This is a genomic window from Flavobacterium psychraerolatum (assembly GCF_025960985.1).
Lineage (GTDB): Bacteria > Bacteroidota > Bacteroidia > Flavobacteriales > Flavobacteriaceae > Flavobacterium.
The window spans coordinates 61,520-77,205 of sequence record NZ_JAOQMX010000017.1 but is presented as its reverse complement, the minus strand read 5'-3'; the positions used below and the strand labels follow the sequence as shown (position 1 = coordinate 77,205).

Below are 15,686 nucleotides of genomic sequence, written 5' to 3'. Positions count from 1 at the left end.
TACTGATAAGTCTTGAAGATCTAGATCTTCAAGACTTATCAGTAGGCTTTATTTAAACAAATAAGGAGTGTTGCATTTATCACTTGAATCTAAGATTTTTATAATCGATAGGAATAAAAGATCTCTTCTATTTTTTACTGATGTAGATCATTGTCTCGATTTTGTAATTGTGATATCTTTAATTATCAACCGATTAAATAATAGATGATGAACTATAAAAATATTACTATAGCAGGAAGTGGTGTTTTAGGATACCAAATAGCATTTCAAACGGCATTTCACGGATTTAATGTAACCGTTTATGATATTAATGATGCCGTATTAGAAAAAGCTAAAGCAAAATTCAAAGGTTTGAGTGAGTCTTATAAGAAAGATTTGAAAGCAACGCAAGAACAGTTGGATGCAACCTTTAAGAACTTGAGTTATAATGCTGATTTAGGGGTAGCTGTTGCAAATGCAGATTTGCTTATTGAAGCGGTTCCAGAAAATCCAACGATAAAAATAGATTTTTACCAGAAACTGGCTAAAGTTGCACCAGAAAAAACAATTTTTGCGACCAACTCGTCTACGCTTTTGCCAAGTGATTTTGCAGATGCAACTGGAAGACCATCAAAATTTTTAGCATTGCATTTTGCAAATACGATTTGGATTCATAATACTGCTGAAATCATGGGACATGCTGGAACAGATTATAAAGTTTTTGAAGATGTAGTACTTTTTGCTAAAGCAATTGGTATGTTAGCTTTACCTGTTCTTAAAGAACAACCTGGATACATTTTGAACTCCTTGCTAGTACCTTTTTTAAATGCAGCGACCAAATTGCTAATTAACGATGTGGCAGATGCAGAAACAATAGATAAAACTTGGATAAAAGCAACCGGTGCACCTGTAGGACCTTTTGGTATTCTAGATATTATAGGAATTACAACTGTATATAATGTGAATGTAATTGCAGCCGAAAAAACAGAAGATGAGCTAAAACTAAAAATAGTAAAATACTTAAAAGAACATTTTATGGATAAAAATAAATTGGGTGTAGCTACTGGTGAGGGTTTTTACAAATATCCAAATCCAGTGTATAAAAATCCTAGTTTTTTAAAGTGAAAAATTTGAGTACCGTTTTATAATTGTAGTAATACTATTTTATCATTGAATTTACTGTTTTGAATTTTGTCAAATCGAGCGAAGTTGAGATTAATTACTCTTCGATAAAGCGAAATTTAGACTGCGCTCAACCAGACAATCATCCACCATTATATAACAGTAAATTCAAAATGGTATGACATAAAATAAATCAAACAAAAAAGCAAAAGAATGACTACCAATTTAGGTATGGTGATCATCAAATGCTTTTTTGTTTGCTCTCATTATATTTAAGTAGCATTTATTTAAATAAACCTTTAGAATGTCAATTTGAAAGCCTTCTACTCAAATAAGCTGGAGTCGTCATTTCTTAATTTAAATCAATATCCTAAATCTGATAGTTTGTAACCCTGAATATTTTCATTATGAATGCTAATGTACAAAGGGTAAATATTTTCTATTTTTCAATGGCTTCATCTTTTCTACTTTAAATAGTAGTTTTAAATGCAGTTGCAATTTGATTAGGCGATACTCTTTTTCTAGTAAATCGCCTACCATATTACCTATTCCTATCAGTATGAAAATTCATTAATACGTAGAAAAGTATAAATTGCTTTGTTTTTTATAAATTAATATAAAATATTCAGTTCATACATTTTTTTACCTTATAGTCCTTTCTCATAATGAAAAAGAATTTTTTTGAACGCAGTAAAATCAGCCGAAAAGGTGTCCATTTGTGAAAGGATATATTCGTGTCTTTTTCGGTAATCTTGATCAGAAATTCCTTTTTCTCCCATTTCTAATTTCGATAATAATTTTTCGTGTTCAATTATGTTTCTTTCCATATCATCAAATAAATCCGTGTAAATTGCATCCAAATTTTTTATCATAGCCTGATAGTCAGGATTACTTTTTACTGAAAAAGCTCTTTTCTTAACCAAGTCTTTAAAAAAACGCACTTCATCTTTCCAGAGATGAATGGTTTCGATCCATTCACTACTTTCAAAATGTAAAACTTCTAAACTTGCTCCTAATAAATACTGTGCTTTTGGGTTTGCAATTGCTGTTGTCATAATAGTTTGTTTTTTTAAGTTATTTTTTATAGAATCTTGCTACTTTAGGCTATTTTTTAATTTTCAAAATTTTATTGAGTAATGGAGTATCTGTAAAGTAAACTCTCTTGCAAAGTCTTTTTTGCCTCTTGTAGCAGTTCAACGACTTCTTCGAGCGTTTTATTGGTTATTTGGGCAATTTCTTTCAAGGCTAGTTCTTCAATACTAAATAATTCAAAAACATTACGCATGGCATAGGGCATATGGTATACAACCATTGAGATGTGATTCTGAATCTCTTCTGCACTTAGGTCCTTGTCTATTTTTTCGATCAAAGATTTCTCGTCGTCCTCGATAAAGACATGGTTCAAGGTATAATCATTATGGTTATACGACAAGTCATCAAGTTCGTCAACCATTAACAAATGTCCATTACCATCGGTACTGAAATTTTCTTGCATTTCATCCCATTCAGGTTTTGAATATTCATCAATATCTTTGAAGAAAAGGCCATCAAACTCTTCTTCTACAATAATATCGTCTAGGAGCTCATTGGTTTTTTTGAACAACCAGTGGTAAAAATCATCTTCGTGTTGGACTTCGTCAATGTAGTCGTAGATTTCGATAAAAAGCTGATCAATAATATCATTTGCTTTAATTTTGTTTTTCGAAAAGTGCCCTTTTTTAATTGCCGTATTGAGTTGGCTATTTATATATTTTCTTATTTCAGGGACTATTTTTAGTACCAAAGCATTAAATGCTTGTTTATCATCAGTCTTTTTTAGTTGCAGTAAATTTGGTAAAGTATTACTAACCAACAAACGGTACTCTTTTTTGGTCTGATAATAAGAAATATTGGTTTGCATAAGGCATTTGTTTACAATGATTCATGTAAAAGTAGCCAGATGAGTATTATTTAAAAATGACTTAGGTCAGTTGGACATGTATTTTTAAAACTATTTTCAATATAATTTCAAGTAAATTATATTATTTTCATTTTATATAGCTATCGTCCAATTTTTTTTTGACTAACTTATAAATGGAGCATCTATTTTTGGTTAAAAAGAATAACGTTGGTACTCATATAATCGAATTATAAAGAAGAATGAAAGAATTGTATAAGCAGACTGATTTTTTAATACCCAATAATAAATTACTTAGTAATAGAGTAATGAATTCATTTTTTTAGGATATAAAAGATTTTTTTTTCAACCAACTGTCTCGAAGTAATATTTTAGCACATAAAAGATTATAGAATTGCATTACTATTGATTGCTGGCAACTTGGCGTATTTTTTTTTTATCCAATAAAACAAGTCTTCTGTTGGTTTCAACAGCTATTAATCCTTCGTTTTTAAATGCTGTTAGCATTCTAATAGCGGTTTCTGTCGCAGTTCCAATAAGTCCAGCAAAATCCTCACGAGGTATACTTATACCGGTATGACTTTCATCTTTCATCATTCCTTTTTTATCCAATTCCAACAGTGCTTTGGCTGTACGTTGTCTTACAGTTGCAAACGCCATATCGACCAATTGTTCTTGTAATTCGATGATATTATTGGAGATCATTCCAAAGAATTTATTTGAAACCTCTTTGTTACCGTATAATAGCTGTGTAAAATCATCTTTTGGAATGGAAAGCACCTCAGCATCTTCCATTACACTTGCTGTTTCTGCATAGTTACCTGAGCTAGAAAGGAGGGAAAGTTGGCCAATGAAATCTCCAGGGCCGTATAATGCGATAACAAATTCTTTACCGGATTCTGTCGTTCGATATGTCTTTACGTTTCCACTTTGAATAAAGTACAATTGATGTGCAGCGCTTCCTTCTGTAAAAATTTCTTCTTTGTTTTTGTACTTTATAATGCGGCGGTTTTTAGACAAATCCTCTAGGTTCAAAAATTGGGAAGCTTCATTAAAAAAAGCATTAAAACCAAGTATATTTTTGGAGAATTCTTTTTGGAGAAACTCTTTTTTCTTTAATCGGCAGGATATTGCTCCCAATAAATCTTCTTCTTCAAAAGGTTTAATTAGATAATCATCAACACCCAAATTCATTCCTTTTCGGATATCACGCTTTTCAGATTTTGCAGTGAGGTAAATAAAAGGTATGTTCGCTGTTTTTGGATGAACACTTAAATTTTCAAATACACCATATCCATCCAACTCGGGCATCATAATGTCACAAATAATAATATCTGGAAGGTGCTCAAGTGCTTTTTGAATCCCAATTTTACCATTTTCGGCTGTAATTACCTCATAGTTTTCAAGTGTAAGAATCTCGGCTGTATTCTCTCTTACGTCTGTATTATCTTCAATTAAAAGTATTCTACTCATTTTATTTTTTATTTAAAGGGAACTCGATATAAAAAGTGCTACCTTCATTTAACTGACTTTTGAAATTGATGGTACCTCCCATTAGTTCGGTGTATTGTTTCACAATATGGAGGCCTAATCCTGTTCCTTGAATATTAGAAGCGTTGTTTGCGCGATAAAATCGTTGAAACATATTGATTTGATCTTCAGTCGGGATTCCTATTCCGTGGTCTTTTATTTGAATGCTTACGTGTTTAATTGTAGCTTCTATTTTAATTAGGATCTCTTTATTTTCTTCAGAATATTTGATGGCATTTGAAACTAAATTATAAATGATATGTTTGAAGAGTTTTAAGTCCAAAAAAACTAGAATAGGTATTAGGTGAGATTGTAGACTTATAGTTTGTCCCTTTTTTTTGATTCCAGTAAGTTCTTCAATCAAAGATTTGGCAAATGCTACCAAGTCGAACTGTTCTGGTTGTACCATAATTTTTCCTTCTTGCAATTTACTCAAGGATAAGAAATCATTTAGAATTACGACTAAGTTCTTTACGTTCGACCTAATTTTGGAGACATAATTTATTCTTTTCTCTTCTTTTCCAATACCATTTTGTTTTTCGATTAAAATTGCCGAAGAGAGTATGGCGCTCAATGGAGTCCTAAATTCATGAGATGCCATAGCGATAAAACGAGATTTTAATTCACTCAATTCTTGCTCCTTTTTTAAAGTCGTAAGCATATCAAACTCCGCTTTCTTTTGTAAAGTGATGTTGTTATACACTAATAAAACCTGCTCGATTCTATGGTCTTTATTGGATAAGGGTGTAGTGTTAACAAGATAGTACTTGTCTCTAAATTCGATTTCAAAGGAATGATGTTCACCTTTGAGTGTTTTTGAAATTTTATCTTTTATAATTTCCTTGATATAGTCAGAAACACCTATGACATCATCAATGACAGTTTTGTTTTCGGCCAAATCCTCAAAACCCAGTTGTGCTAATTCTTCTCCGCCAATAAATATAATCTTAAAATTAAAATCTACAACAGCAATAAAACCTCCAGGAAAATTATGAGAAACATTATCAAGCAATTGTTTACTACTTAAGGCTTTATTTTCGGCCTCTTTTGTTTCGTATATTTGATTGTTAAGGTTAAGGTTTAGATCTGTCAATTTTTCAACTACAGCATTCAATGCAGTGCTACGGTCTATTACTTTTTCTTTAAGTTCGATAGTATAATTTCGTAACTTTTCTTCGTTTTCTTTTAATTTCTCTTCTACTTTTTTCTGCTTAGTAATGTCTTGAATGGTACCGTACATTTCTGTAGGTTTGCCGTCCAAATCATAGGCAATTTTTCCTTTGGACAAAATATACCTTATTGTTGCATCAGGCCTAGAAATTCTTTTTTCGTATTGATAGTCTGTTTTGTTTTCTATTGCTAGACGTACTGTATTAAGACTGTTTTCTCTGTCTTCTGGATGAATAAATAGGATTACAGAATCCTTATTTAGTCGTTCGTCTCCTGGTAAAAGGCCATAGATTCTATAGCATTCATCAGACCAGCTTCGCTCATTGCTATGCAAATTCCAGTGCCAGTTTCCTATATGGGCTATAGTTTGGGCTTCTGCCATTCGACTCTCACTTACTATCAAAGCTTGTTTTGCAGCCATACGCTCTGTACTGTCAATGATAAAGGCAATTACGACTTGTTTATTGTCAATGGCAGTGGGACTTAAACTTATTTCTAATTGAAACTGAGAACCATCTTTTCTCAATCCCCATAAATCCAAGTCATGACCCATACTTCTAGCTTTTGGCTTTATGCTATAATCTTCTCGATGGAGTTGATGGTTATTTTTAAATTGTGACGGAATAAGATTTTCAACTTTTTTTTGAATTAATTCATTGGTATCATAGCCAAACATTTTTTCTGCAGTAGGGTTTGCTTTAATAATGAAACCTTCGTCATCTACTACTAAAATTCCCTCAACGGATGAGTGGAAGATACTTTTGAAAAGGATATTGTCTTTTACGTTATCACTCATTTATACTTTTTTTAAATTCGTCCACTTATCTTACTTAGGGTAACAAATCAAAATGGTTTTCTTACATAAAAGCAATTAGTTGCTATCTTATGTTGCAACGCTAATTCCAAATATATGTAGCATTCTTAGTACTAAAGGTAGCTTTTAATTCAAGAACTCAATCATTATTTTTTATAACTAGGCGTTTTTTGAGAATCTTTAACATTCAAAAGCCTATTTTTTCAAAATTTTATGCTTTCTCGTTTGGTAGTGCTTGTACATTAAGAGTAAAAGTAGGGGAGAATACGACCATAAAAGAATAATATCGGACAGTTGATTATGTGACCAGCATCAGTTTTTCATTTTTACTTTCGAAAAATAAAAGGATAGTACACTTATTTATGAATATCGTTTACTGCTCGCATGAAATCTGAAGTAGCAGTGTCGGCGGCTGTACCATAACCATCTATTAAAGTTCCTTTTTCATGATCATCGGTTTCGATGGCATACATAATGGAACTATCATCTTGGCTAGATTCTCCTTCAAAGCGATAATAATGAGCAATTTTTAGCTGATTAGGCATAAAATGATGGTTAGTTTTAAGAGAAACCAATATATTATTATTTACTTCAAATTGAGATGTAAAGCCTAAATCTTCTACATAGGCCAATATTGTTATTAAGCTGTCCATTTTAATATCTTCCATAATTATTGTGTTTTTATATATATCTAGGTCAATTTACAAAGTTGAGGCAAGTAAATGAGATTTAACATGACTTGGGTCAGTACTGAAAAAAGATAATGTAAAAGGGTGGGTTAAATTTTGTATCTAAAGCTAACCTAATGATTTTTAGTAAAGATATATGTACATGTTTAGTGTAGAGAGTCTTTTTTTTTCTTGTAGAATATTAACCAAATAATACCGTACAAAGTTCCTTTTACTACATACTATATTTCGTCTTTCATTTTGGTTAATTTATTGTTTTGGATGTTAAAAGGGGCTTTTTTAATGATTTCTATATTTCTTATTCAAAAATTATTTTGATTCGAAAGTCAATTGGCGAAAAAATTCAGTTACTTCTTTTTCAAAAACTTCCAGTAGAATTTGATGTCCCATTTTGTTGTGAATCGAAATTTTTAGGTCGGTGCTTCCTATCCTATTTTCAGCAATCCATTTTAGATTGTCGTTGGCTTTAATTATGTCGTCTTGCCCGCCTAGAACAAAATGCAAGAGAGAGGAACTATGTAAAGGATCCAATGTTGGGATATTTTGTTCAACTGATCGATAGGGCAAGGCTGGATTAAAAAGTAAGGCAGGAATCTGGAAGGTATTCGAAAAATAATACCCCATAAAGCCACCCATACTACTACCAATGACAACATCAAATGATTGCGAATTGGTAAATGATTGTAACAGTAGAAAAATTTCTGGATCAGCATAATAATCCAAATCGGGTGCTGTCACTGTTCCAAAACGTTCCAAAACACTTCTTTTTTGTGAACTTAATTTACTTTCAAGGCCATGTAGGTATAAAATATTCATCTTACTTTATTTTAAGGTTTAGGTTAGAAAATCAGGAAATTACCTTCTTGGTTAATTTTTTAGATCGAATAAAAACCAGCCGGCTCACTTTCGAATAAAAAACGGAAAAGGAGAAGCTTTCTTATTTTCTGATTTATTTCCAGCAATACTACAAATTAAATGTAGAAGAAAAGTACGGTTTTCCGTAAAATATACAAATTTTATATGCTTACTTTTGTTTGGAATCATTGGTTGCAAATGCTACATTTATGGCACACGAACTAGTGTAGTTTTACGGCAAGGATAGAAAATAAATCAGAAATAAATTTACCTCATGAGGATACTGCATACTGCCGATTGGCATTTAGGAAAAAAACTAGATCATTTTTCACGTTTGGAGGAGCAAAAAATCGTCATGAACGAAATTTGTGAAATTGCAGACCACCAAAATGCAGATGTAATTGTTGTGGCAGGAGATTTATTTGACACTTTTAACCCGCCAGTAGAAGCGATTGATTTATTGTTTAAAACCTTAAAACGACTCACCAACAATGGTAAACGCCCCGTGATTGCCATTGCAGGAAATCACGATAGTCCCGACCGAATTGATGCTCCAAACCCTTTGGCGCTGGAGTGTGGTATTTTGTTTGTGGGTAACCCAGACGTTCGGATTCCGATAATCTCAATCGAAAGTGGCTTCGAAATCACGCAGTCTGAAAATGGTTTTATCGAAATTAAATTGCCTCATTATGATTTTCCTATTCGAATAATAGCCACACCCTATGCCAACGAAATGCGTTTGAAAACCTATTTGGGGGCAGAAAATAAAGAAGACCAACTTAATCAATTGCTGCATAATTCTTGGGCTGTTTTGGCCGATAAATATTGTGATGACAAAGGAGTGAATATCCTAACCACGCACCTATACATGCTCAAGCGTGGGGGCGAAATCCTCGAAGAACCCGATGGCGAAAAACCTTTGCGTATAGGGAATGCCGATGTTGTTTATACCGATTGTATTCCGCACCAAATGCAATACACGGCTTTAGGGCATTTGCATCGTTTTCAAAATATAGGTGGCCATCCTAGTCCTGTTGTCTATTCAAGCAGTCCGTTGTCCTACAGTTTTTCTGAAGCTGGTCAAGAAAAGAAAGTCATTTTGATCGAAGCAAAGCCTAATGAAGAGGTCAAGTTTACTGCTATTCCGTTGCAGTCGGGTCGGGTTTTGCATCGAAAGCGATTTGATAGTATCGATTTGGCTGTGGAATGGTTGTTGGCAAACCCATATAGTTTGGTCGAGTTGACTTTGGTGAGTGATACTTTTTTGACTACACAAGATTTACGGAAAATACATGAAAGTCACGACGGAATTATCTTCATTATTCCGATTGTCAATAAGAGCGATACGGCAGAAAGTGATACGCCACGAGTGAATTTGGAGCAAGATATTCAAGGCTTGTTCAAAGATTATTTTGTGGCGAAACACAAGCAAGAACCCAACGACGAATTGCTGGATTTGTTCAATGAAATTATCGGTACGCAAACTAAAAACGATTAAAAAACACCCTCTATGTTACCATTAAAATTAAGTATTACTGGTTTGTATTCGTATCAAAAAAAGCAAACTATTGATTTTGAAGAATTGACAAATGCAGGTTTGTTTGGGATTTTTGGCGCTGTTGGCTCCGGTAAATCATCGGTTTTGGAAGCGATTGGTTTTGTCTTGTATGGAGAAACCGAGCGTTTGAACAGCCGTGATAAGCGATCGTACAATATGCTGAACTTAAAATCGGACAAAGCCAATATCGAATTTGAATTTCAAAATTTTGAAGAACGAAAATTCAAATTTGTTGCCGATTGGAAGCGAAACAAAAAGCGTTTTGAAGAAACAACCACCATAGAACGGTTGGCGTATGAATGGAAAGAGGAGCAATGGATTCCGCTGACATCCGCAGATGCGACCAGTTTGATTGGGCTTACCTATGAAAATTTTCGCCGTACGATTATCATTCCGCAAGGGAAGTTCAAGGAGTTTTTGGAGTTGAAAGGCAAAGATCGCTCGGACATGATGAAAGAGATTTTTCATTTGCAGCGATTTGATTTAGCATCGAAAGTTGCTACTGCACAAAGTAGCGCACGTACACAATTGGACCAATTGCGAGGCGCTTTGTCTGGATTTGAAACCATTTCGAAAGAAAGTGTTGCTACCTTGGAAGTGGAGGTTACAGAAGCCAATACCTACCTTCAAAAGAGTAAAACCGAATTGGAGCTAGTGCAAGTCGAGCTGCAGAAAATGACTGTTTTAAAAACCAATTTTGAAGAGGTAGAAAAAAAGAAAAACCAGCTTGCTACTTTTATCGAAAGAAAACCAGAAATGGAAGTTTTACAGGGGAGTATTGATCTATTCGAGAAAACTGAAAAAGCGTTCAAGCAAGAACTGAAAGAGTTGGATTTGGCGAAAAGCAATTATTCGAAAACAAAAGAAAAATACCTTTCGCTTGAAAAAATCAAAGAGGATTTAGATAAAAATAGAAGAGCCAATCAAGCCATTTTGACGGAATTGCAACCGCTATTTGATCAATTGGAACCTTCGAAAAATAAAGTGTCGGATTTAGAGTCGATCGAAAAAAGTATAGCCTTACAAACTGAAGTTGCTGTACTCGAAAAGAAGGCAGATGCTATGGAATTGTCAGCGGTTGCCATTCAGCAGGCAGCCACAGATTTAAAGGAAAAAACAGTAACCATTCAGACCGAATTAATCAATTTGAAGTCCAAAAAGATCGATGGAACTGTTTTGTTAGAAGTAGGGAATTGGTTCACAAAGCAAGAGTCGATTGCGGAGCAAATAGAGGTGAAGCACAAAAGAATTCTTACTATCGAAAAAGAACTTCTAGCACACAAAGAACAGTTTGAAGCGATGCAGTTGCCCAAAGAAAATTGGAAAACGGTACTCCTAGAAAAACTAGAGCAACTGCGAAAGAAGTTTAAAACGCTACAGGATGCGAAGACAAAACTTATGGTTTCAAAAGAATTGGCTGATTACGCATCGAAACTTCATGATGGCGAAAATTGTCCGTTGTGTGGCTCGCTCGAGCACCCTCATGTGATGCACGCAGAAGATGTGACCGGACAATTGAATGCAGTGGAAACAGAATTAAAAACGGTAGAAACCGATGGAAAAGAGCTCAATGCTATCGAAAAGAAAGCATTAAAGATCGAAAATGATATTGCGCACGCGCAGGAACAATTGCGTTTGACTTTTATCGAAAAAGAAACTTTAGAATCCGATTCAAAAATCCACCTTTCAAAGTTTGTTTGGGAGTCTTTCTCCGCTACTGATAATGCTAGTTTTTTAACCAAAAAACAAGAACAACAAATAATTGAGAAAGCTATTGCTGCACAAGAACAGCAAGAAAAAGCCACGCGTTCACAACAAGAGCAACTGTTGGAAGAAGTAAAAAAACAAGCCGACGAAAAAGCGACTATTACCAATAAAATAGCAGCCAAATCGGGTGCGATTACCAACGAATTATCACAATTAAAAGTGCTCGTTTTCGCAGAGTATGCAAATAAAGAAATAGCACGCATTCGAGAAGAAAAAGAGAAATTACACCAAGAAAATAACAGAATAGCAGTCGAATACAAGTCAAAATCGGATATGTTAGTTCAGCAAAATCAAGAGTTGGCAGGTCATGAAGCCAGTTATAAAATTTTAGCCGAACAATTGGTCACAGCCGAACAATTGGTTACTGAAAACCAAAATAAAATTACAACCTTATTACAAACGCATCAATTTGAAACGATAACTGCCGTACAAGCAATTCTATCAAAAAATTGGGATATCGAAGCCGAAAAAGCGAAAACAAAACAGTTTGCTGTCGATATTAAAGTAGCCGAAACTGCGGTTGCTGCTGCTGAAAAGCTTGTCGAAAACCAAAATTTTGACAGTAAAGTATTCGAAGAAAAGAAAATGGTAGAAGCAGAACGAAAAGCGTTATTCGAAGCGCAAGTAGGGAAGGTTTCCACTTTACATGACAACCTAAAACGAATCCAAGATTCTTTGCTTCAAAAAGCGGAATTACTAGCTCAATTTGATGTTTTAAATACGCGCTATACCAACTTGGGAACTTTATCCAATATGTTTAACGCCAGCGGTTTTGTGAACTATGTGTCGAGCATCTATTTGCAAAATCTGGCCGATGTAGCCAATGTACGTTTTCACCGCATGACCAAAAACCAATTGAGTCTGACCATCAACAGTTCCAACGAATTTGAGGTGATCGACTACCTCAACGATGGTGCTTCCCGAAGTGTTAAAACCCTTTCGGGTGGGCAAGGGTTTCAGGCTTCGCTATGCTTGGCTTTGGCATTGGCAGAGAGTGTACAATCTTTAAATAAAAACGACAAAAATTTCTTCTTCATCGACGAAGGCTTCGGTACCCAAGATCCCGAAAGTGTGGCCATTGTTTTTGAAACCCTACAATCCCTCTACAAAGAAAACCGAATCGTCGGAATCATTTCGCACGTAGCCGAACTGCAAGAGCGTATTCCTCGTTCGATTAATGTCAATAAAGATGAGGAAAAAGGTAGTGTAGTGAGTGAGAGTTGGAGGTAGTTTAATGAAAAATTCTGCCTACTACAATCAAGGCTAGTTTGTTTATTTGTGAGTTGTTGTTTATACGTTTGAATAGTATTTGCACATAAAACGGCACCCATTGTGGTTTGCCGTAATGTTCTCAGTTAAATAATAATTACTTTAGCCTTTCGGAAGAAAAATACACAAAACGCCCGTTTTACAACATATCATGACCCAAGACCAAATCAAGAATTTAGAAAAAGAACTCTGGGATGCCGCAGACGAACTAAGAGGAAACTCTAAACTGACCGCAGGCGAATACAAAGACCCTTTACTTGGATTAGTACTGTTACGCTTTGCGCAAAATAGATACGAAGATGCCAAAATTAGTATCGCAAAATCATTACCCATAAACCCACGTACAGGCACACAACGCGAAGCTACCAAAGATGATTATGCCGGAGCAGGTGCCATCATGCTACCCGAAAAAGCCAAATACGATCACCTAGCGGCTTTGCCCGAAAGTGAAGACATAGCCGAAGCCATCAACAATGCCATGAAATTGATTGAGGCCGAATATCCGGATCTAGCAGGTATTCTCCCAAAAAGCTACCAAGAATTTGATGATAAATTATTGCGCGATCTAGTTCGTGTTTTTAATAAAGATGCCGTGCGTAATGCCAAAGGCGATGTCTTTGGACGCATCTACGAGTTTTTCTTGATGAAATTCTCTATGCAAGGTGCAGGTGCGCAAGAAGGTGGTGAGTTTTTCACGCCGCCATCATTGGTTAACTTGATTGTCAATTTTATTCAGCCCAATCACGGCATCATTCACGATCCAGCTTGTGGATCGGGTGGAATGTTTGTGCAAACGGCACATTTTATTCAGGATCACGAAAACAAAAGTGTCAACGAAGCCATCACGGTTTATGGTACCGAGCTAAAGAGCAACAATGCCAAACTAGCTAAAATGAACCTTGCCATTCATGGTATTGAAGGGAAGATTATTGAAGGCAACAGTTTTTATACCAACCCACACAACCTAACCGAAAAATGTGATTTTGTCATGGCCAATCCGCCATTTAATGTGGATAAAATTGATGCCAAAAACAAATTCTTGGCCGAAGACGAACGTTTGCCGTTTGGTGCGCCGCTTACGGGTGCGGGCTCTATTGGTAACGGAAACTACCTTTGGATGCAGTATTTCTATTCGTACCTTAATGCTAGTGGGCGCGCGGGTTTTGTAATGGCTTCCTCGGCTACAGATGCAGGGAATGCCGAAAAACGAATTCGTAAAGAACTGATAGAAACCGAAGCCGTAGAATGTATTGTCTCGGTAGGAAACAACTTTTTTTACACCCGTTCATTGCCTTGCCACGTTTGGTTTTACAACAAAGGCAAAAAGCCCGAAAGCAAAAACAAAATCTTGATGATTGATGCCCGCAATACTTTTAGAAAAGTGAGCACGACGATCAATGATTTTAGCGAAGAACAACTAGAAGGACTGACTGCCATTATGCAACTTTTTAGAGGTGAAAAACCCGAAATAGGCAAAGACAACGCCTGGTTTAAAGAAAAATTCCCAACAGGGAAATATGAAGATGTAGAAGGACTTTGCAAAATTGTAGATCTAGAAGAAGTGGCTGCCCAAGATTATAGCTTAACTCCAGGTCGTTATGTAGGTGTAGTAGTAACGCTAGACATGGATTTTGATTACCAAGGTCGCATGACCGAAATTCACAGCGAACTAGCGACTTTGAATGAAGAAGCCAATGCCTTGATGCAACAAATTCAAAATGTAGGGTTATGATTTTAAGATTTGAAGAAAATTGTGAATTTACTAATGGTGGTAGTTGGACTGCTAATGAATATTCTAATGTTGGATACCCAGTTTTAAAGGTTTCAAACTTTGATAAAGATGGTATTTCATATAGTGATTTAAGTTACTTACAAATTAGTAGTTTTGAGAAGTATAAAAGAAACCAATTAGAGATTTATGACATAGTTATAGCAACGGTTGGTTCACATCCGTCTTTAGTTAATTCGGCGGCAGGAAGATGTATATCAATACCTAAAGATGCCTCAGGTTTATTACTTAATCAAAATGCAGTTTGTTTAAGGACAAAAGATACTAAAGTTATTAATCAAAGATATTTAGGATATTTATGTAAATCTCAAATATTTCAACATTTTATTCAACAACGTGGAAAAGGTGCGGCAAATCAAATGAGAATACCAATATCAGGTATAAAAGATTTTGAATTCGATTTCCCGACTATTCAAACTCAACGCAAAATAGCCTCCATTTTATCGTCTTATGATGATTTAATCGAAAACAACCTCAAACGCATCCAATTATTAGAAGAAAAAGCCCAACTCACTTATGAGGAATGGTTTGTAAAAATGCGTTTCCCAGGGTATGAAACAGCCAAATTTGATGCAGTTACGGGATTGCCTGAGGGGTGGGAGAAAGGGAAGTTGGGTCAATTGTTAGAGGTAACATCTAGTAAACGTATATTTCTTTCAGATTATGTTGATGAGGGTATTCCATTTTATAGAGGGAAAGAGATTATTCTGAAAAGTAAAAACGAAGCATTAAATGACTTACTTTATATCTCAAATGAAAAGTTTGAAGAAATAAAAAACAAATATGATTTACCGAAATCAGGCGATATATTAGTGACTGCTGTTGGTACTTTAGGATACCCTTATTTAATAACAGAAAGCGATGGAGACTTTTATTTTAAAGATGGGAATCTTATTTGGTTGAAGAAAAGCAAAGTTATTAGTTCAACTTATCTAATTTCTTGTTTTAAAAATGAAAATTTTCAAGCTCACTTATTAAACACTGCTATTGGTTCAAGTCAGAAAGCATTAACCATTTCGAGTTTGAAAGATATTTTAATTTTAAACCCAAAAATTGAAATTCAATTGAAGTTTGATGATTTAATTATACCCTTATTGAATAGTATTGAAAATCTTCAAAATCAAAACCGACTTCTCAAAGAAGCCCGAGATATTTTGTTACCAAGGTTAATGAGTGGGATGATTGATGTGGATAAAGTATCGGGACAAGTTGGGGAAGAGTTGGAAATGATACGAAACAAAAATTAG

General features: G+C 34.8%; 11 protein-coding genes. 5 read left to right on the top strand and 6 right to left on the bottom strand.

Going from position 1 to position 15,686, the window contains the following annotated elements:
- Positions 1 to 207: 207 nt before the first annotated feature.
- Positions 208 to 1,104 (top strand): 3-hydroxyacyl-CoA dehydrogenase, encoded by an 897-nt coding sequence (locus tag M2326_RS08395; protein ID WP_264619117.1) that lies wholly within the window; start codon positions 208 to 210, stop codon positions 1,102 to 1,104.
- Between the two features lie 644 nt (positions 1,105 to 1,748).
- Here the strand turns inward: M2326_RS08395 and M2326_RS08390 are convergent.
- The 6 genes from M2326_RS08390 to M2326_RS08365 form a co-directional block, all read right to left on the bottom strand.
- Complete coding sequence (locus M2326_RS08390; protein ID WP_264619115.1) at positions 1,749 to 2,156, bottom strand: hypothetical protein; 408 nt, start codon at positions 2,154 to 2,156, stop codon at positions 1,749 to 1,751.
- A gap of 71 nt (positions 2,157 to 2,227) precedes the next feature.
- Positions 2,228 to 3,001, bottom strand: a complete 774-nt coding sequence (locus M2326_RS08385; protein WP_264619114.1) for an RNA polymerase sigma factor — start codon at positions 2,999 to 3,001, stop codon at positions 2,228 to 2,230.
- 399 nt (positions 3,002 to 3,400) lie between these two features.
- Entirely contained in the window at positions 3,401 to 4,471 is a 1,071-nt protein-coding gene (locus tag M2326_RS08380) for a response regulator (RefSeq protein ID WP_264619113.1), read from the bottom strand.
- A gap of 1 nt (position 4,472) precedes the next feature.
- A complete protein-coding gene (locus M2326_RS08375) occupies positions 4,473 to 6,494 on the bottom strand; it encodes a PAS domain-containing sensor histidine kinase (RefSeq protein ID WP_264619112.1) in 2,022 nt (673 codons plus the stop codon).
- Between the two features lie 374 nt (positions 6,495 to 6,868).
- Positions 6,869 to 7,165: a hypothetical protein gene (locus M2326_RS08370; RefSeq protein ID WP_264619111.1), complete on the bottom strand. Its 297-nt coding sequence runs from the start codon at positions 7,163 to 7,165 to the stop codon at positions 6,869 to 6,871.
- A 345-nt stretch (positions 7,166 to 7,510) separates the two neighbouring features.
- A complete protein-coding gene (locus tag M2326_RS08365) occupies positions 7,511 to 8,017 on the bottom strand; it encodes a YqiA/YcfP family alpha/beta fold hydrolase (protein ID WP_264619110.1) in 507 nt (168 codons plus the stop codon).
- 313 nt (positions 8,018 to 8,330) lie between these two features.
- Here M2326_RS08365 and M2326_RS08360 point away from each other — a divergent pair, with 313 nt between their 5' ends.
- The 4 genes from M2326_RS08360 (at position 8,331) to M2326_RS08345 (ending at position 15,686) form a co-directional block, all read left to right on the top strand.
- Positions 8,331 to 9,554, top strand: coding sequence for a metallophosphoesterase family protein (locus tag M2326_RS08360; RefSeq protein ID WP_264619109.1), 1,224 nt, complete (start codon positions 8,331 to 8,333; stop codon positions 9,552 to 9,554).
- Between the two features lie 12 nt (positions 9,555 to 9,566).
- Positions 9,567 to 12,611: an AAA family ATPase gene (locus tag M2326_RS08355; RefSeq protein ID WP_264619108.1), complete on the top strand. Its 3,045-nt coding sequence runs from the start codon at positions 9,567 to 9,569 to the stop codon at positions 12,609 to 12,611.
- 190 nt (positions 12,612 to 12,801) lie between these two features.
- Positions 12,802 to 14,382, top strand: a complete 1,581-nt coding sequence (locus tag M2326_RS08350; RefSeq protein WP_264619107.1) for a type I restriction-modification system subunit M — start codon at positions 12,802 to 12,804, stop codon at positions 14,380 to 14,382.
- A complete protein-coding gene (locus M2326_RS08345; RefSeq protein ID WP_264619106.1) occupies positions 14,379 to 15,686 on the top strand; it encodes a restriction endonuclease subunit S in 1,308 nt (435 codons plus the stop codon). Before M2326_RS08350 ends, M2326_RS08345 begins: the two co-directional genes overlap by 4 nt.